Origin of the sequence: Myxococcus xanthus, from assembly GCF_013116825.1 — a bacterium.
Lineage (GTDB): Bacteria > Myxococcota > Myxococcia > Myxococcales > Myxococcaceae > Myxococcus > Myxococcus xanthus_B.
Window position 1 is genome coordinate 1 of the sequence record NZ_JABFNS010000014.1, and the last position, 17,617, is coordinate 17,617.

Annotated in this window: 15 protein-coding genes; 7 read left to right on the plus strand and 8 right to left on the minus strand. The window is 70.1% G+C overall.

Going from position 1 to position 17,617, the window contains the following annotated elements; translation table 11 throughout:
* The first annotated feature begins 214 nt into the window (after nucleotides 1-214).
* On the plus strand, nucleotides 215-1,852 hold the full coding sequence (locus tag HNV26_RS05860; protein ID WP_171440911.1) for a sigma 54-interacting transcriptional regulator: 1,638 nt from the start codon (nucleotides 215-217) through the stop codon (nucleotides 1,850-1,852).
* An 18-nt stretch (nucleotides 1,853-1,870) separates the two neighbouring features.
* Here the strand turns inward: HNV26_RS05860 and HNV26_RS05865 are convergent, their stop codons facing one another.
* The 7 genes from HNV26_RS05865 to HNV26_RS05895 form a co-directional block, all read right to left on the minus strand.
* The gene (locus HNV26_RS05865; protein ID WP_011555831.1) at nucleotides 1,871-2,599 is read right to left on the minus strand and encodes a rhomboid family intramembrane serine protease; all 729 of its coding nucleotides are present in this window, start codon (nucleotides 2,597-2,599) and stop codon (nucleotides 1,871-1,873) included.
* A 149-nt stretch (nucleotides 2,600-2,748) separates the two neighbouring features.
* The gene (locus tag HNV26_RS05870) at nucleotides 2,749-2,946 is read right to left on the minus strand and encodes a hypothetical protein (protein ID WP_013938428.1); all 198 of its coding nucleotides are present in this window, start codon (nucleotides 2,944-2,946) and stop codon (nucleotides 2,749-2,751) included.
* A 163-nt stretch (nucleotides 2,947-3,109) separates the two neighbouring features.
* Nucleotides 3,110-3,325, minus strand: coding sequence for a hypothetical protein (locus tag HNV26_RS05875; RefSeq protein ID WP_026113800.1), 216 nt, complete (start codon nucleotides 3,323-3,325; stop codon nucleotides 3,110-3,112).
* A gap of 29 nt (nucleotides 3,326-3,354) precedes the next feature.
* Nucleotides 3,355-4,551, minus strand: coding sequence for an acetyl-CoA C-acetyltransferase (locus tag HNV26_RS05880; RefSeq protein ID WP_171440912.1), 1,197 nt, complete (start codon nucleotides 4,549-4,551; stop codon nucleotides 3,355-3,357).
* Between the two features lie 76 nt (nucleotides 4,552-4,627).
* The gene (locus HNV26_RS05885; protein ID WP_171440913.1) at nucleotides 4,628-5,275 is read right to left on the minus strand and encodes a hypothetical protein; all 648 of its coding nucleotides are present in this window, start codon (nucleotides 5,273-5,275) and stop codon (nucleotides 4,628-4,630) included.
* A 136-nt stretch (nucleotides 5,276-5,411) separates the two neighbouring features.
* The gene (locus HNV26_RS05890; protein ID WP_171440914.1) at nucleotides 5,412-6,068 is read right to left on the minus strand and encodes a 2-hydroxychromene-2-carboxylate isomerase; all 657 of its coding nucleotides are present in this window, start codon (nucleotides 6,066-6,068) and stop codon (nucleotides 5,412-5,414) included.
* Between the two features lie 68 nt (nucleotides 6,069-6,136).
* Entirely contained in the window at nucleotides 6,137-9,721 is a 3,585-nt protein-coding gene (locus HNV26_RS05895; protein ID WP_171440969.1) for a protein kinase domain-containing protein, read from the minus strand.
* 917 nt (nucleotides 9,722-10,638) lie between these two features.
* Here HNV26_RS05895 and HNV26_RS05900 point away from each other — a divergent pair.
* The 4 genes from HNV26_RS05900 to HNV26_RS05915 all read left to right on the plus strand — a co-directional run bounded on the left by HNV26_RS05900 (nucleotide 10,639) and on the right by HNV26_RS05915 (nucleotide 14,395).
* On the plus strand, nucleotides 10,639-11,052 hold the full coding sequence (locus HNV26_RS05900; protein ID WP_171440915.1) for a response regulator: 414 nt from the start codon (nucleotides 10,639-10,641) through the stop codon (nucleotides 11,050-11,052).
* Between the two features lie 135 nt (nucleotides 11,053-11,187).
* Nucleotides 11,188-11,607, plus strand: coding sequence for a DUF488 domain-containing protein (locus HNV26_RS05905; RefSeq protein ID WP_171440916.1), 420 nt, complete (start codon nucleotides 11,188-11,190; stop codon nucleotides 11,605-11,607).
* Between the two features lie 276 nt (nucleotides 11,608-11,883).
* A complete protein-coding gene (gene pruA, locus HNV26_RS05910) occupies nucleotides 11,884-13,539 on the plus strand; it encodes an L-glutamate gamma-semialdehyde dehydrogenase (RefSeq protein WP_171440917.1) in 1,656 nt (551 codons plus the stop codon).
* Nucleotides 13,540-13,546: 7 nt separating this feature from the next.
* On the plus strand, nucleotides 13,547-14,395 hold the full coding sequence (locus HNV26_RS05915; RefSeq protein WP_171440918.1) for an aldose epimerase family protein: 849 nt from the start codon (nucleotides 13,547-13,549) through the stop codon (nucleotides 14,393-14,395).
* Nucleotides 14,396-14,567: 172 nt separating this feature from the next.
* Here the strand turns inward: HNV26_RS05915 and HNV26_RS05920 are convergent, their stop codons facing one another.
* Nucleotides 14,568-15,473, minus strand: coding sequence for a LysR family transcriptional regulator (locus HNV26_RS05920; protein ID WP_171440919.1), 906 nt, complete (start codon nucleotides 15,471-15,473; stop codon nucleotides 14,568-14,570).
* A 59-nt stretch (nucleotides 15,474-15,532) separates the two neighbouring features.
* Between HNV26_RS05920 and HNV26_RS05925 the strand changes: the two genes are divergently transcribed.
* Complete coding sequence (locus HNV26_RS05925; RefSeq protein WP_171440970.1) at nucleotides 15,533-16,768, plus strand: acyl-CoA dehydrogenase family protein; 1,236 nt, start codon at nucleotides 15,533-15,535, stop codon at nucleotides 16,766-16,768.
* A 5-nt stretch (nucleotides 16,769-16,773) separates the two neighbouring features.
* Nucleotides 16,774-17,598, plus strand: coding sequence for an SDR family oxidoreductase (locus HNV26_RS05930; protein WP_171440920.1), 825 nt, complete (start codon nucleotides 16,774-16,776; stop codon nucleotides 17,596-17,598).
* Nucleotides 17,599-17,617 lie beyond the last annotated feature (19 nt).

Below are 17,617 nucleotides of genomic sequence, written 5' to 3' on the forward strand. Positions count from 1 at the left end.
CCTCCGGTTGCATTAGAAGGCGGCCGCCGCCGCGCCTTGAAGCACCACGCGTCTGTCGAGTTCGTCGCCCATGACGGCCGCCTTCTAATGCAACCGGAGGACCACGACACCCAAAACTCCAACCTATTGGATTTGCTCCCCTCCCTAAACCTCCCGTGCAACAAACCTCTCAAAACGATAGAGACTCCACTCATTCTGAAAGGAGGCCTACAGCGTGGGTGGCCGTTTCGAGCTGGACTTGAGTGAGCTGCTGTCGTTCGAGCCAGGGGGCGGGCTCATCCACTTCGGAGGCCAGCGCGTGCTGCTGATGGACCCGGTGGCGCTGGGGCTGCTTCGCAAGGAACTCATCAAGCTGATGGGGATGACGGCGGCGCGGGGCACCTTCACGCGCCTGGGCTACGCGCACGGCTGGCGCACGGCCGAGGCGATGAAGGGCGCGGTTCCCTGGAAGGACGAATCCCTGTGGCGCCGAGCCGGCGGGCGGTTGCACACCCTCCAGGGGCAGGTCCGGGTGGAGCCCGTCCAGCGCCGCGCGGACGAAGGCCCGGAGCCCTTCGCCGAAGCGCAGTGGCACGACTCCTATGAAGCCGAGCAGCACCTGCTGCACCTGGGCCAGTCCGACCAGCCGGTGTGCTGGAGCCTCACCGGCTTCGCGTCCGGCTACATGAGCTACGTCAACGGCAAGCCCATCTACGGCACGGAGCTGCGCTGCGTGGGCAAGGGCGACGCGGCATGCCACTACGTGGGCCGCCCCGCCGAGGAGTGGAGCACCGAGTGCACCGAAGTGCTGCGCCTCTACGAAACCCAGTGCATGGAAGGCACGCTGGCGCAGGTGACGGAGGCGCTGCGGCAGGCGGAGCGCAAGCTGCGCGCGAAGCGGCAGTCGCTGGCGCGCGCGGGCGTGACGGAGGACCCGGCGGGCATGGTGGCGCGCTCGGAGGCGATGCAGCGAATCATCAACCTGGCGCGCAGGGTGGCGAAGGTGGACTCCACGGTGCTCGTCACGGGTGAGAGCGGCGTGGGCAAGGAGCGCATCGCCCGCCTCATCCATGACGAGTCAGGCCGCGCGCACAAGGCCTTCGTCGCCGTCAACTGCGCCGCCGTCACGGAAAGCCTGCTGGAGAGCGAGCTGTTCGGCCACGCGCGCGGCGCCTTCACCGGCGCCACCCACGACAGGGCCGGCCTCTTCGAAGCGGCCCATGGCGGCACCCTCTTCCTGGATGAAGTGGGCGAGGTGCCACCATCCATGCAGGCCAAGCTGCTGCGCGTGCTGCAAGAGCGCGAGGTGCGCCGCGTGGGCGAGAATGCCAGCCGCAAGGTGGACGTGCGGCTGGTGGCCGCCACCAACCGCGACCTCGCGGAAGAGGTCCGCCAGGGGCGCTTCCGTCAGGACCTCTACTACCGGCTGCGCGTCATCGAGCTGAAGATTCCGCCGCTGCGTGAGCGCCGCGACGACGTGCTCCCCCTGGCGCGGCTGCTGCTCGCCGAGGCCGCGGAGCGCCTGGGCCGCAGGGTGTCGGGCCTGTCCCCGGACGCGGCGGACCAGCTGCTGCGCTATGCGTGGCCCGGCAACGTGCGTGAGCTGAGCAACGCCGTGGAGCGCGCGGTGGCGCTGTGCGAGGGCACTCGGGTGGAGCGGGAGGACCTGCCGGAGGAGGTCCGCGCCGCGCCTCCCAGCCTGGTGCCCACCGGCAATCCGCAGCGGCTGGAGGACATGGAGAAGCACTACATCCTGGCGGTGCTGGCGCAGAACGGCGGCAACCGCGCGCGCACCGCCGAGCAGCTCGACATCGGCGTGGCGACCCTCTACCGCAAGCTCAAGCAGTACGGCCACCCGGAGGCGGCCCACTGAGTCGCGAAGGGCCCGGCGTCAGTTGAGGTACTGGTCCCGGTCCGGCCGGTCCTGCCGCACCACCTGCAGGTGCTTGGAGCGGCCCTTCAACTGACGCTGCAGCCGCCAGTGCTGCAGGTGCAGCCACAGCTTGCGCGGGCTGGCCCCGCGCACGTAGGCGAACGCCATGCAGAGGCCCAGCAAATCCGGCACCTGCGTCTGCCAGCCGCTGGTGACGGCCGACAGGACGACGAAGCCCGCACCGATGCCCGCCAGCGCGTTACCCGACAGCGGCAGCCCCCAGAAGTTCGTCTGCCCCCGGCCAATGGAGAGTCCGTAGGACACCCACAGCACCGACGTCATGACGTTGCCGCCCGCGTACGCCTGCACCGTCGCGCCGGGCACCAGCATGGCCAGCAGCGAGGTGATGAGGCCCGCGCTCACCGCGATGCCCAGCGCCACCATCAACAGGCGCCTGCTGCCCCAGATGGACTCCAGGTAGCCGCCAATGGACCAGGTGATGATGGCGCCGAAGATGATGCCGATGGGGCTGGACTCGATGAAGGCGTACGTCAGCGGCTGCCACAGGTAGAGCTTGCCGAACACCAGGTCCGGGAACAGCAGCAGCAAACCACCCGACTGCGACTTCGTGAGGTGGAACATCACGGAGCCCGCCACCAGCGCCACCGCCAACTTGGACGCCGTGGTCTCCAGGCCGGGCAGTCCCATGCCGCCGCCCCCGCCTCCGAAGCTCCTCATCGGTCGCATTCAGTACACCATCCTCTCGTTGCTCAGAGCCGTCCAAAGGTGGTGGAACACCGCTCGCTTCGCAACCCCAAATGACGAAGGGCGCCCATCCCCGATACCGGGGAAAGCGCCCTCGCACACTCACGCTTCGTCAACTGCCTCGCGGCCAATCAAGCCTTCGGCTTGTAGAAGAGCGTGATGGTCAAGCAGTGGAACTCCTTGTCGGAGGACTGCGTCACCACCCTGTCGACCACCTCGAGGTTGGAGTTCTCCTTGAGCCACTTGGTGATGTTCTCACCCATGTTCTCGCGGTCACGCGCGAGCGTGGTGGAGAACACCTTGACGCCCGTGAAGCTGATAACGCCCATTCCGACCCTCGTCATAAACCAGAGATTCTGGACGTTTACCCCGAGACGATTCCGCCATCAAGAATCGGGCCCGACAATCCGGCCCTTGCGCGTCCTGGGCATCCCACCCGGGAGGTGGGCTCCCGAGCCTCGCACGGAGCGCGCGGGCTCGGGGGCTGGAACGTCACCGGCCGCTGGCGGCCTTGCGCGACAGGCAGGTGACCTCGTCCTTGCAGGCCGGGCCAATGCCTTCGGGGTGTGCCGTCAGGGGCGTCTTGTCGCTCTCCTCCACGCTGCACACCACGCACTTGCGCTTGCGGTTGCGACGCTCGGCGCGGCGCTGCTCTGCGATGGCCTTGGCCCGCTCACGCGCCGTCTTCGCGTCCACCTCGTTGCTCATCTCGCGTCCTGGTTGGGAGTCCTGTGTCATCAGAGCGCCTCGACGAGCACCGCGATGCCCTGGCCGCCACCGATGCAGGCGGACCCGATACCATAGCGGGCGCCGCGACGCTTCAGCTCGTACACCAGCGTGGTGGTGATGCGAGCGCCGGAAGCCCCCAGCGGGTGCCCCACGGCGATGGCGCCGCCGTTGACGTTGGTGCGCTCACGGGGCAGCCCCAGCTCCTTCTCCACCGCCAGGTACTGCGGCGCGAAGGCCTCGTTGACCTCGAAGAGGTCGATGTCCGACAGCTGACACTGAGCGCGCTCCAGCAGCTGGCGGATGGCCGGCGCGGGGCCGATGCCCATGATTTTCGGGTCGCAGCCGGAGACGCCCCAGTTGACGAGCCGGGCAATGGGCTGCAGGCCGTGCTTCTTCACGAAGCTGCCGGTGGCCATCACCATGGAGCCGGCGCCGTCGCAGATGCCGCTGGCCGCGCCCGCGTGCACCACGCCGTCCTTCTTGAAGACCTTGGGCAGCTTGCGCAGGCTCTCCACCGACGTCTCCGGGCGGTTGTGCTCGTCCCGGGACACCACCGTCTCCCCCTTCTTCGTCTTCAGCGTGACGGGGGCGATTTCCTCCTGGAAGCGGCCCGCCTCCTGCGCGGCGGCGAAGCGCTTCTGGGTGAGGACGGCGTACTCGTCCACCTGGTCCTGCGTGAGCGAGTAGTCCACCGCGAGCTGCTCGGCGGTGAGCGCCATGGCCTGGCCGGTGTAGCTGTCGGTGAGGGCCGTCCACAGCATGTCCTCCAGGCTGCCCTTGCCCAGCGGCAGGCCCCAGCGGGCGCCGCGGATGACATGGGGGGCCTGGCTCATGGACTCGGTGCCACCGGCCAGCACGACGGCGGCCTGCTCGGTGAGCATCAGCTCCGCCGCCGTGATGAAGGCCTGGAAGCCGGAGCCGCACAGCCGGTTGACGCCCAGCGCGGGCACGGGGACAGGCACGCCGGTGCGCAGGCCCACGTGGCGCGGCAGATAGATGGCGTCCGCGCTGGTCTGCACCACGTTGCCGTAGACGACGTGCTGGACGTCTTCCGGAGACACCTTCGCCTGGGCCAACGCGGCCTTCGCCGACTCCACGGCGAGGTCGGTGGCACTGAGGTCCTTCAGGCTCCCCCCGTAGGTACCGAACGGGGTGCGCTTGCCGGACAGGAAGTAGATTTCCTCGTTCTTGGACACGCTCTTCATGGTGGTCGTCTACCTACTCTCATGGGGCGCGCGGTGCACGCGCGCCGTGACGTCGTGACGTGTGGGACGGGCGGCCCTAGGGCGCGCGCGGCCCGAAAAAGGCGCTGGCGACGATGGCAAGCGCGATGACGGTCCACAACAAACCTTGAAGGTTCTGTTTCCGGATTTCCTTGCGGCCGAGCCCCTGGTACCAGGAACGCCCGGCTGCCACCCTGCCTTCCCAGGTGAAATCCCCGGCGGGCTGCAACCCGTCCAGGCGGCGCAGGTGCGCGCGCAGCAGGCGGTCGGGCGAAGCGTCCTCCAGTGAACCCGCCAGGTAGACACCGGGCACCTCCAGCGCCGGGCGCCGGTAGTCCGCGGTGATGACGAAGCCCCCGGAGGCCAGGGGCGTGAGGAGGTACAGCCGGGGCACGCCGCCCTGCCCCTCGTGGAGCGTGGCGAAGACGCGCTCACCCGGGTGGGCCCAATCGTAGGAGCGCGTGGCGCGCTGGAGGCGCGGCTTCTCCTCATGGCTGCCCAGCGGCACGAAGCCCAGCGCCTGGAGCTGGTTGGCGCGCCCCGACAGCTCCAGGGGCAAATCCATCTGGTCCGCGGGCGCCTCGGGCTCCACCCGCACGCTGGACGGGAAGAGGAAGAGGATGCTGCGCCACAGATTCATGGACAGCAGCACGAGCGCCAGCACCAGGCCGGCGACGGCGATGCCCAACTCGGCGAGGACGTTCATGAAGGGAGGACCTCCAGGCGCATCGCCCCCCACGCCACGGGCGCGAGGAGCCGAACGAGGGAGGTCAACAAGGCGGGCCGACCGGAGACCATGACTCCGGGACCCTAGCGGAAAGCGGCGCCCGCGTGCGCTGGCTTCAGCGCCGGGACGCGCTGGCTGGCAGCGTGCGCCAGCGCTCGACGTCCGCCGGGGTGAGCGGGTCCTCGCCGCGCAGGAACTGCTCCAGGTGCCCCAGCGAGTCCACGCCGAAGAACAGCTCGCCGTCCGCCAGACAGGTGGGCACGCCAAAGGCCCCGGCGGCCACCGCCGCCTCGGTGTTCCGCCGGACCCGGTCCTTCACCTCCTGCGTCTGGGCCGCCGCGAGCAGCGCCTGGGCGTCCAGCCCCGCGGCCTGAATCGCCGCGCGCACGGCCTCGGGCGACTCCGCCCCCTTCCCGCCGCCCCAGGCGGAGGCATACAGGGCGCTCACCAGCCGGCTCCGGGCCTCCACGTCCTCCACGGCGGCCGTCACGCGCAGCGCGAGCAGCGGGTTGAAGGGATGCGTCGGCGGCGGCGCGAAGGGCACGCCAAGGTCATGGGCGATGCGGAAGGTCTGCTTGAAGATGTAGGCCCGCTTGGGCACGACCTCCGCGGGACCGATGTTTCCCGTCGCGTTGAGCACCCCCGCGAGCAGCACGGGCACCGGCTCCACGGTGCGGCCATGGCGCGCGGCGAGCGCCGGCAGGCGCGTCCAGGCCAGGTAGGCATACGGCGAGATGAAATCCAGCAGGAACCGCAGTGGGGTGGGTGCCATGGGCCGAATCTAACGCGCCCCACGTCCGGGCTTTGAGGACACAGTCCCGTCGACTTTCCAGCGTCACGTCAGGCGCTCTGACGCAGCGCCCCCGCCCGGCGCTGGAGCGCACTCCGCAGGGAGCTGGCCAGGGCCAGCAGGCTGGAGGCCCGGGCATCCATGAAGGCCGCCTCGGCCGCCTCCAGCGCCACCACCGAGGACTCCGCGTCCCGCGCGCGCTCCGCGAGCGCCAGCCGCACCAGCCCCACCTGGAGCACGTTGCCCGTCAGCTCCGCCAGCGCGAGCGCCCGGCGCAGGTGCGCCAGCCCCTCCTCGCCGGGCAGCAGCGCCGCCAGCGCCCGGCGGGAGAGGATTTCATCCCACGGATTGGCCAGCACCGGGTCCGTGGCCCGCGCCAGCGCCGCCTCCGCCGCGTCCTGCGCCGCCACCAGGTTGCCCTGCTCGCGCTCGAAGCGGGACTGGTAGACGCGCAGCAGCGTCTCCATGCGGACGCCGCCCTCGCGCGCGGCGGCGAGGGCCGCGGGAAGTGAGCGGCGCGCCGCGCCCGCATCCTCGAAGAGCACGTCGCGGCAGGCCTGATACACCCGCAGGTGACACTGGAGCCACCGGTCCTCCGGCAGCACCCGCGCCAGCGCCTCGGCGCGGGCCACCACCGCGGCCACGTGCTCGTGCTCGCCGCGCTCCAGGTAGTACGGCGGCGTGAAGAGGGCCAGGTTGCGCTCCATCAACCGGGGGTTGCCCAGCCGCCGCACCAGCTCCGTCTTCTCCGTGAAGGCCGGGACGAACGCCGCGCCGTCGCCCGTGAAGGCCGCGCGCGTCACCACCGAGAACAGATGGAAGCCGCGCACGTCCGTGAACCCATGGGCCTCCGCCACGGCGTACCCGTCGCGCAGCGCCTGCGCGTCCAGCGGCTCGCCGCGCAGCGCCAGGTTCATGTTCATCGTGAAGCCGCCCATGCCCAGCGCCCACGCCAGACGCTTGGGCAGCCGGCCCGTCACCTCGCTCAGCCCGCGAAGCCGGTTCAGTTGCTCGTACTGAGTCTCCAGCACGCCGGAGAAGCGGCCCGTGTAGGCACACAACTGGGCAGGCGCCAGTTGCACCGCGGCGCGGTAGGGCGACACCTCCGGCTGCTCGGCCCGCACGCGCTCCAGCAGCGCCGTCAGCTCCTCCGTGCGGCCCACGCTGGCCAGCGCCATGGCCTGGAGGATGCGCAGCTCGGCCTGCTTCCAGAAGACGTCCGCGGTGCTGGCGAACGTGTCCGCCTCACGCTCGCGGAACAGCGCCTTCAGGCGCGCGGGACGTTCCGCTTCGGGCGCGGCGCACGCGGCCTCCAGCGCGGCCACCGCCTGCGTCCGCCCGTCCGCCAGGTCCACCGTGGAGGCCCAGTGGTTGCTCAACTTCCGCGCGAAGACGAGCGAGGTGGGCGGGTCGCTCGAATAGCCCACCTCCACCATCGTCACCCAGATGCGCAGCAGCAGCCTGTCACGGCCCGGGAAGTCCGGCGCGGCCTCCAGCAGCGTCGCCGCCTCCTTCAGCAGCAGCGTCGCCTCCAGCAGCGCCTGCGCCTCGATGGCGGCCCGGCCCGCGTCCAGCAGCGGGCCAATGGCCAGCTCCGGCTCCGACGAGCGCAGGTAGTGCCACCCCACCGTGCGCGACAGCTCCGGCCGCGACGAGTGCAACGTCTGGAGCGCCAGCGCCACGCGGCCGTGCGCCACGCGCCGCGCCTCCTCGGGCGTGCTGTCGTAGACGGCCTGGTGCACGGTGTCGTGCGTGAAGACGTAGCGGCCCTCCACCTCCTGGAGGAACTGCCGCTCCACGATGCCGTCCAGCACCGCGAACAGCTCGGACTCGGGCAGCTCCGCCAGCGCGCGGAGCATGGGCAGCTCCAGGCTGCGGCCCGCGGGCGCCAGCTGGCGCAGCAGCGACACCTGCTCCGCCGGAGCACTGCCCAGGCGCGCGAGCACCGCGTCGTGGATGCTGGCGGGCAGCGGCCGCGTGTCCAGTCCCTCGACGGCGCTCCACCGGCCGCCCACCCGCGTCAGCGCGCCTTCCTCCACCAGCGCGCGCAGGCACTCGGTGGCGAAGAAGGCGTTGCCGCCCGTCGTCTCATGCAACCGCCTGACGAAGGCCTCCGGCACGGCCAGCCCCGGCAGCGCCAGCTCCACCAGCGTGCGCACGTGCTCGGCGGCCAGCGGCTCCAAGTCCATGCGGGTGGTGATTTTCTCGTCCACCGTCTGGAAGGCCAGGCTCAGGCGGCTCAGCTCGCCGCTCCGGAACGTGCCCACCACCATGCCGCGCGTGCCGTACAGCGCGCGGATGAGGACGTTGAGCACCTCCAGCGTGGCGCTGTCGGCCCACTGCAGGTCCTCGAAGCACAGCACCAGCGTCATCCGCCGGCCCAGCGCCTGCACCCACTCCGCCAGCGCGCCGAAGAAGGCCAGCTTCTCCTCGCCCGCCACCGGGTGCACCTCCCCCGCGTCCGGCGTCAGGCCCGGCAGCAGCTGCCGCAGCTTCGGCGACAGGCGCTCCATCATCTCCGAGGGCGTCAGCGGCACCAGACAGCGCACCGCCTGGACGATGGGCGTCAGCGGCGCCTGCCCCTCCGCGCGGCACTGGCCCCGGCCGAAGGGCAGCTCCGCCAGCTTCGCCTGGAGCTCGAACTCCTGGAGCAGCCGCGTCTTGCCCACGCCCGCGGGCGCGCCGATGAGCACCGCGCGGGACTGGCCCCAGTCCGCCTCGGCCAGGCCGTTCATCAGCGCTTCCAGCTCCGCGGCCCGGCCCACCACTTCCGGCACGTGCAGGTAGCTGGCGCGCGCCGACAGCGGCTCCTCCGGCATCGGCACGCCGCTGGCGTGGCAGAGCGCCTCCATCAGCTCGCTGGCGTCCTGGAAGCGCTCGCGCGGATCCTTCGCCAACAGCAGGAGGATGATCTCCTCCAGCTGCGGATCCACCGGGCAAATCGTGGACGGCTTCGGCGGCGGCCGTGTCAAGTGGTCCGCCAGGAGCGCCGCCGGGGTGTTGCGCTTGAAGGGCAGCCGGCGCGTGACCAGGTAGTAGGCCATGACGCCCAGCGAATAGAGGTCCGCGCGCCCGTCGATGCTCGCGCCGCGCTGCCACTCCGGCGCCAGGTACTCCAGCGTGCCCTTGAGGCGGCCGGGGCTGGGGGTGCCCAGTTGGTGCATGACGCCGAAGTCCATCAGCTTCACCGCGCCCGCGCTGGTGATGCGGATGTTGCTGGCCTTGATGTCGCAGTGCACGTACAGCCGCGAGTGCAGGAAGGCCAGGACCTGGGACATCTGGATGAGCACGCGGTACAGCGTGCGCGTGTCCAGTGGCGACTCACGCCCCAGCGAGCTCAGGTCCTGCCCGTCCACCACCTCCATGGTGATGAAGCGGTTGCCGGCCTCCGTCATGCCCCAGTCGAAGACCTTGAGGGTGCCGGGGTGCTGGAGCTTCTTCATGGCGAAGAACTCGTGCCGGAACATCAGCACCAGCTCCTCCGTCTTGCCCGCCGTCAGGCCCGCGGGGACCTGCATCTCCTTGAGCGCCACCCGGCGGTGCTCGTGCAGGTCCGTGGCCAGCCAGATGCGGCCCATGCCGCCTTCGCCCAGCAGCCCCTCCACCCGGTAGCGCCCCGTCACCACCATGCCCACGGCCAACGAGCGGCGCTCCCCGGCGCGCGCTCCCGGCAGGGTGATGGGCGTGCGGATGCGGTCCCCCCATGAACTTGGAGGACGGCTGCGCTCGTCCAGGACTGCTGTCTTCTCCTCGTCGCTCACGAAGGGGAACCGGCGGGGTCAGCGAAATGCAGAAGTTAATGGGATATCACGTTTCCTTACGACAGGCACACATCATCAGTGCCGTGTCGGCGTTGAGTGTCGCACCGCGCATGCGGCCCCGGGCGACAAGCACCTGACAACACGGACCTCGGCTGGGCGGCGGCCTGGCAGCCCTGCCCGGAGCCCCGGACGCGTGGGCGCACATCCTCCCTCGGAAGGCGCCGGCCGGGTGAGCGGGCCACGATGACCGTCCCGATGAACCTCAGCGGGCCGCGCTGGAACGGCGGGGCCGCCTGCCGCATCGCCGCGCCCACCGCGGGGCTCGCGGAGGTGGTGGCGCAAAACTGTCGCGAAGGGACCGGCCCTGGCCCGGCAGGCGCCGCCTCCGCCTCCGCCTCGCCAGGCCGCCCCCTGTCAGTGGGCCCTGGCGTCGTTGTCCCAGGAGCCGCCCGCTCCGAACTTGAAGCGAACGGGGCGGAACCTCACGCCCGCCCCACACCGACACGCCGTGGGAGCCGCGCGTGGAGCGCGGCGAGGAGTGGACGTCCCAAGATGTCCCGGACAGGGAGGCCCGAGGCGACGAGGAGCCCGACTCCGCCGTCTCGCGTCAGGGCCTCGTGAGCCCCCCTCCGGAGGAGTAGGCGCCTCGCCACGCCCCTGGTGGACCCGAGGGGTGCTGAGCACCCCCTCTTGCCCCGGCTGGCGCGTGGGGTGATGCTGGGCCTTTCGCCGGGGGAGAGCGTGTGCACCGGGCACCGCCGGGCGGCTGCCTCCCTGAGAGTCGGGGTGTCGTGAAGCCGAAGGTCCTCATCGTCGAGAATTCGTGGACGATGCGGGAGACGCTCCGTCTCCTGCTCTCCGGCGAGTTTGACTGCACCACGGCGGCCGACGGCGAGTCGGGGCTTCAGCAGGCCCTGGCGCACCCGCCCGATGTGCTCATCTCCGATGTGAACATGGACGGAATGGACGGCTACGCGCTCTGCGGCCACTTCCGCTCCGAGCCCACGCTCAAGCACATCCCCGTCATCTTCGTCAGCGGCTATGCGCCTCGCACGGAAGGGCCCGCGGACCAGCCCGTCCCGGACGCCTACCTGGTCAAGCCGGTGAAGCCGCCCGTGCTCATCGCCCAGCTCCACGCGCTGCTGGCTCGCGCGGAGGCCGTCACCCCGGCCGCGCCCTCCATCCAGCCCGCGTGGAAGAGCTGAGGCCGCACACCCCGAAGCACCCCCGCACGGCGCGCCCCGAGTGAGACGACGGGCGCCGGCCTCGCTGGCGCGCGGGACGGTCGCAGGGCGCCCGGGCGTTGCCACCAACGAACGGGTGACACGCGAGGTGGTCCAGTGACGATTCGACTCAAGCGGGCGTACGAAGCAGCAAGCCGCACGGATGGGCGGCGCTTCCTGGTGGAACGGCTGTGGCCGCGAGGCGTACGGAAGACAGCGCTCCCCCTCGAAGCCTGGCTGAAGGACGCAGCCCCCAGCACCGAGCTGCGGAAGTGGTTTGCACACGACCCCGACCGCTGGTCCGAGTTCTGCCGAAGATACTCCGCCGAGCTCGCGGCGAATCCCGCGGCATGGCAGCCCCTGCTCGAAGCCGCGCGCCACGGCACGGTGACGCTCGTCTACAGCGCCCATGACACCGAGCACAACAACGCGGCGGCCCTCCAACAGTTCCTCGAAGAGGCGTCCGGCGGCGCCGCTCCGAAGAAGGCTCCATGCGCCCCGCGGCGAGGCAGGGGCCGCTCGACGCGACACACCTGACGTGCCGCCAAGGGAATGCGCGCCGTGAGCTCGCCCCCCCCATCACCGCCGGGTAGAAACCGCGAACGCCGGAAGGCAGCGCGGCGGGGTGCGAGGGGACGCGCAGGGGCCTCATCGTCCCCGCGCACCGCGTCAGTGAGCCAAGGCGCCCCGGAATGACAGGGAATTGTCCAAAACCCCAAGGGTTCACTGGAGATTGCGCCGCCTTCCACGCTTCCCCCGCTGGGCTGCTTGGCTATGCTGCGCGCCCTTCGTTTCCGCCCGAGGTGAATCCGCGTGATCAACGCCCATACCCGCGTCCCGCCGCCGAAGAACGAGCCTGTCCTCTCCTATGCGCCCGGCACCGCCGAGCGCCGGGAGGTGCAAGCCGAGCTGAAGCGCATGGCCGGTGAGCAGATCGACATCCCCGTCATCATCGGCGGCAAGCACATCCGCACCGGCAAGACGGACACGGTGCGCATGCCGCACAACCACCAGCACGTGCTGGCCACACTGCACGAGGCGGACGCCAGCCACGCGGAGCAGGCCATCCAGGCCGCCCTGGCCGTCAAGGACGACTGGGCGCGCATGCCCTTCCAGTCGCGCGCCGCCATCTTCCTGCGCGCCGCGGAGCTGCTGGCCACGCGCTACCGCCCCATCCTCAACGCCGCCACCATGCTGGGGCAGGGAAAGACGGCCCACCAGGCGGAGATTGACGCCGCGTGCGAGGCCATCGACTTCATTCGCTTCAACGTGCACTTCGCCGAGCAGATTCTCGGCTGGCAGCCGGAGGCCGCGTACCAGACGTGGAACATGACGGACTACCGCCCGCTGGACGGCTTCGTCTTCGCGGTGGCGCCGTTCAACTTCACGGCCATTGCCCTCAACCTGGCCACCGCGCCCGCCATCATGGGCAACGTGGTGCTCTTCAAGCCGTCGTCCACCGCGGCCCTGAGCGCCTGGTACATCATGGAGCTGCTGCGCGAGGCAGGCCTGCCCGACGGCGTCATCAACATGCTCCCGGGCGACGGCCCCACGGTGGGCAACCCGGTGCTGGCCAGCCCGCACCTGGGCGGCATCCACTTCACCGGCTCCACGCCGACGTTCAACTCGATGTGGCGCACGGTGGGTGAGAACATCTCCCGCTACAAGCAGTACCCCCGCATCGTCGGCGAGACGGGCGGCAAGGACTTCATCGTCGCCCACCCGTCCGCGGCGGACGACCTGGAGGCGCTCGCGGTGGCCATCGTCCGCGGCGGCTTCGAGTACCAGGGCCAGAAGTGCTCCGCGGCCAGCCGCGTCTTCATCCCTGAATCCCTGTGGCCCAAGCTGAAGCCGCGCCTCCAGGCGCTCATCAGCGAGATTCGCATGGGCGACGTGTCGGACTTCCGCAACTTCATGGGCGCCGTCATCGACGAGAAGTCCTTCAAGAAGGTCTCCTCGTACATCGACCTGGCCAAGAGCGACAGCGGGGCCAGCATCGTGGCCGGCGGCGAGGTGGACCGGAAGCAGGGCTGGTTCGTGAAGCCCACGCTGGTGCAGCTCGACAGCCCCACCCACCGCATCCTCCGCGAGGAGATCTTCGCGCCGCTGGTGGGCCTGCACGTCTACCCGGATGCGAAGTACGAGGAGACGCTACGCGAGGTCGACCAGGCCGCGTCCTACGCCCTCACTGGCGCGGTGTTCGCGCGTGACCGGAAGGCCATCGACACGGCGCTGCGCGAGCTGCGCCACGCGGCGGGCAACTTCTACATCAACGACAAGCCCACCGGCGCTGTCGTGGGCCAGCAGCCCTTCGGCGGTGGCCGCGCGTCCGGCACCAACGACAAGGCGGGCTCGGCCCTCAACCTGGTGCGGTGGACCAGCCCCCGCACCATCAAGGAGACCTTCGTCCCGCCCGTGAAGGTGCCCTACCCCTTCATGGACAACGACCCGAACGAAGGCGCCATCTGAGGCACCGATGAACGGTCCGTTCCCCGGCATCGCAGGCCTGGACACGTACGCGCTGGTGGACGGCGGGTGCCGCGTGGAGGTTCTTCCTTCACGCGGGGCCCTCGTCAGCCGGATGTGCGTGGACGGTGACGAGTTGCTGTACCTCGATGAGGCCACCGTCGCGGACCCGGCGAAGAACGTGCGCGGGGGCATCCCCGTGCTGTTCCCCAATGCCGGGCCGCTGCCGGGGGACACCTATTCCGTGGACCGTCAGCAGTACGCGCTGCCGCAGCACGGCTTCGCGCGGAAACTGCCGTGGAAGGTGCGGCAGGCGGACACGTCACGGCTGGTGGTGGAGCTGTCTTCCAACGAGGAGACGCTGCGCCACTTCCCGTGGCGGTTCGACGCACGGCTCACCTTCTCGCTGGCTGGCCACCGGCTCACGCTGGAGAGCGCGTTCGAGAACCAGGACACGCGGCCCATGCCGCTGCACCTGGGCTTCCATCCGTATTTCCGCGTGCCGGACGCGGCGAAGGCACACGCGGGCGTGGATACGGACGCCACGCGCGCGTGGGACAACTGGCGCAATCAGGACGTGAACGTCACCGGGCTGAACCTCACCGAGGAGGAAGTGGACCTTCACTTGAAGGACCACTCGAAGCCGGGAACGACGCTGGAGCGGGGCCCCGGACTCAAGCCCATCCGCCTGTCGTGGAGCCCCGAGTACCGCGTCCTCGTCGTGTGGACGCTGCGTGGGAAGGACTTCGTCTGCGTGGAGCCGTGGACCGCCGCCAAGGGTGCGCTGGCCACGGGCGAAGGGCTGTCGCACGTGCAGCCAGGAACCCGGACGTCGCTTCGCTTCGACATCCAAGGCTGAGCGGCAGGGCCCGGAGCCCCCCCGGGGCGACTCCTGCACCTTGCTGTTCGGAAATGTCGGGACATTTGCCGCTGCGAAAACCCCCGACATTTCCGAAGAGCGACCTCCCTGCCTCCTCCCGGACCTGGGTCCCGCCCGCGATGGAGTTTTCGACCATCGGGCTGCAGGTCCCCTACTCCGTCAGCGCGAGCAATTCGCCTCGCAGCCAGCGGTTGCGCGGGTCCGCATCCGCCTGCCGGTGCCAGTAGACATGCAGCTCCAGCGGGGGCAGTGACAGCGGCATCGGCAGGAGGTGGTTGCCCATCAGCGTGTGCAGCTCCGCCGCGCGCCGCCTCGGCATCGTCAGCAGCAAGTCAGAGTCCGCGACGAGCTTGAACGCGGCCTCGTAGTGCTGACACCGGACGACGACGTCACGCTGGTAGCCCAGGCGGCTGAGCACCAGGTCCTCCACGGCCAGCCCGGTGCGGCGCGAGGACACGGTGACGTGCCGGGCCGCCATGTACTTCGCCACGTCCAGCTTGCGCCTGCTTCGGCTCACCACGCAGAAGGTGTCTTGCAACAGGGCCGTGCGCTTCAGCTCCGCTCCGGTCTGCTGCTCCACGTCGATGGAGAGGTCGAGCCGCCCCGACGCGAGGTCCCGCTCCAGCCGCGCGCGGTCGAGCCGGACGCTGGAGATGTGGACCTCTGGCGCGTGCGCGCGTAACCGAGCCACGAGCAGCGGGAGAATCGACGGCTCCAGCACGTCGTTCATCGCCACCGTGAACTGCCCCACGTCCCGGCGCGGGTCGAAGCCGCGTCCGCGATGGACCGCCTGTTCGAACAGCGCCAGCGCCTCCCGAATCTCCGGCGCCAGCCGCTCCGCGAACGCCGTGGGCGCCACACCGCGCCCCTCCCGGACGAACAGCGGCTCTCCCAGCTGCTCACGCAGGCGGGCCAGCGCGTGGCTCACGGCCGACTGACTGAGGAACAGGACCTCCGCCGCGCGCGTCAGGTTCCGCTCCCGGAGCACCACGTCGAAGACCCGGAAGAGGTTGAGGTCCAGCCGGGCGAGCCGCGCGGAATCCTGAACAGGCTTCATGGTGACACATGACCAACATTCACTGGATGCATCAAGGCCCCATGCGCAGGATGCAGGCCATGGACTTCGAGCCCAGTGAGCGAGCCAAGGACTGCCTGGAGCGCGTGAAGCGCTTCATGAGCGAGCACATCCTGCCGGCGGAGGCCCGCTACCAGGAAGAGCTCCGAGCCACCGCCCAGGGCGGCGACTGGAAGACGTGGCGCGTGCCCCCCGTCATGGAGGAGTTGAAGGCCCTGGCGAAGACCCAGGGCTTGTGGAACCTGTTCCTCCCCGACGAGAAGCTCGGCGCCGGGCTCAGCACGCTGGAGTACGCCCCCATCGCCGAGGAGACGGGCCGCAGCTTCATCGCCCCCGAGGTCTTCAACTGCAGCGCCCCGGACACCGGCAACATGGAGGTGCTCTGGAAGTACGGCTCCCAGGCGCAGCAGGAGCGCTGGCTGAAGCCGCTGCTGGCCGGAGACTTCCGCTCGGTGTTCTGCATGACGGAGCCGGACGTGGCCTCGTCGGATGCCACCAACATGGCGGCCACCGCCATCGTCGATGGCGACGAGGTCGTCCTCAATGGCAGCAAGTGGTGGTCCAGCGGGCTGGGGCACCCCAACGCGAAGGTGGTCATCTTCATGGCCCGCACGCCCGACACCGGAGGGGACCGCCACCACCAGCACTCCATGGTGCTGGTGCCACTGGACGCGCCGGGTGTGAGCATCCGCCGAATGCTCCCCGTGTACGGCGACTACGACGCGCCCCACGGCCACGGCGAGGTCCACTTCCAGGACGTGCGGGTGCCTCGCGACAACATCATCGCCGGACCAGGGATGGGCTTCGAGATTGCCCAGGGCCGGCTCGGGCCGGGGCGCATCCACCACTGCATGCGCTGCATCGGCGCGGCGGAGCGGTCCCTGGAGCTGATGATTGACCGGGGCATGAAGCGCACGGCCTTCGGGAAACCGCTCCTCAACCTGGGGGGAAACCGCGAGAAGGTGGCGGAGGCGCGCATCGCCATCGACCAGGCGCGGCTCTTGACGCTCTACGCAGCCTGGAAGATGGACCAGGTGGGGGCGCTCGGAGCCATGACGGAGATTTCCGCCATCAAGGTCGTCGCGCCAAGTGTCCTCCAGAAGGTGGTGGATGACGCCATCCAGCTTCACGGTGGCGCGGGCGTATCCCAAGATACGCCGCTGTCGGGCTTCTTCGCCCAGGCGCGCAGCCTGCGCCTCGCGGATGGCCCGGACGAAGTGCACAAGGGACTCATCGCCCGCATCGAGCTGTCGAAGCGGGGCTTCTCCCGGAGCTGACGGCCATGGCGACTCAACGCATCTTCATCACCGGTGGTGCCAGCGGACTTGGCAAGGCCATCGCCGTGCGCTTCGCTCGCGCCGGCTGGCAGGTCTGCATCGGCGACGTCAACGACACCCGCGGCGAGGAGTCCTTGAAGGAGCTCTCCGCGCTGGCGCCCCAGGCCCATTACCTGCGCTGTGACGTGCGGCGCGAGGAGGACCTGCGCGAGGCCCTGGACTGGCTCACGGCGCAGTGGGGCGGCGTGGACGTGGTCATCAACAACGCCGGTGTCGCGCAGGCGGGCGCCATCGAGGACGTGTCGATTGACGACTGGCAGTGGATCATCGACATCAACCTGCTGGGCGTCGTGCGTGGGTGCAAGGTGTTCACGCCTGCCTTCAAGAAGCAGGGCCACGGCCACATCGTCAACGTGGCGTCCATGGCGGGCCTGCTCGATGTGCCGCTGATGAGCAGCTACAACGCGACCAAGGCCGCCGTCGTGTCGCTGTCCGAGACGCTGCACAACGAGCTGGCGGAGTACGGCATCGGCGTCAGCGTCGTGTGCCCGTCCTTCTTCAAGACGAACCTGGGTGACTCGCTGCGCACCACGGACCCGAGGCTGGGAGCCACCATGGCGCGGCTGCTGGAGCGCTCCGCCATCACCGCGGATGACATCGCCAACGACGTGTTCGACGCGGTGGCCGAGCGCGGCTTCTACGTCCTGCCCCACGCGGATGGCCGCAGGACCTGGCGGCTGAAGCGCCTGCTGCCGCGTGAGCTCTACTCGTGGATGCTGCGCCGGCATACGCGAGGCATGCGACCCGACGCGCGGCCGAAGGCGAGCTGAGCCAGGAGAGCGCCCACCG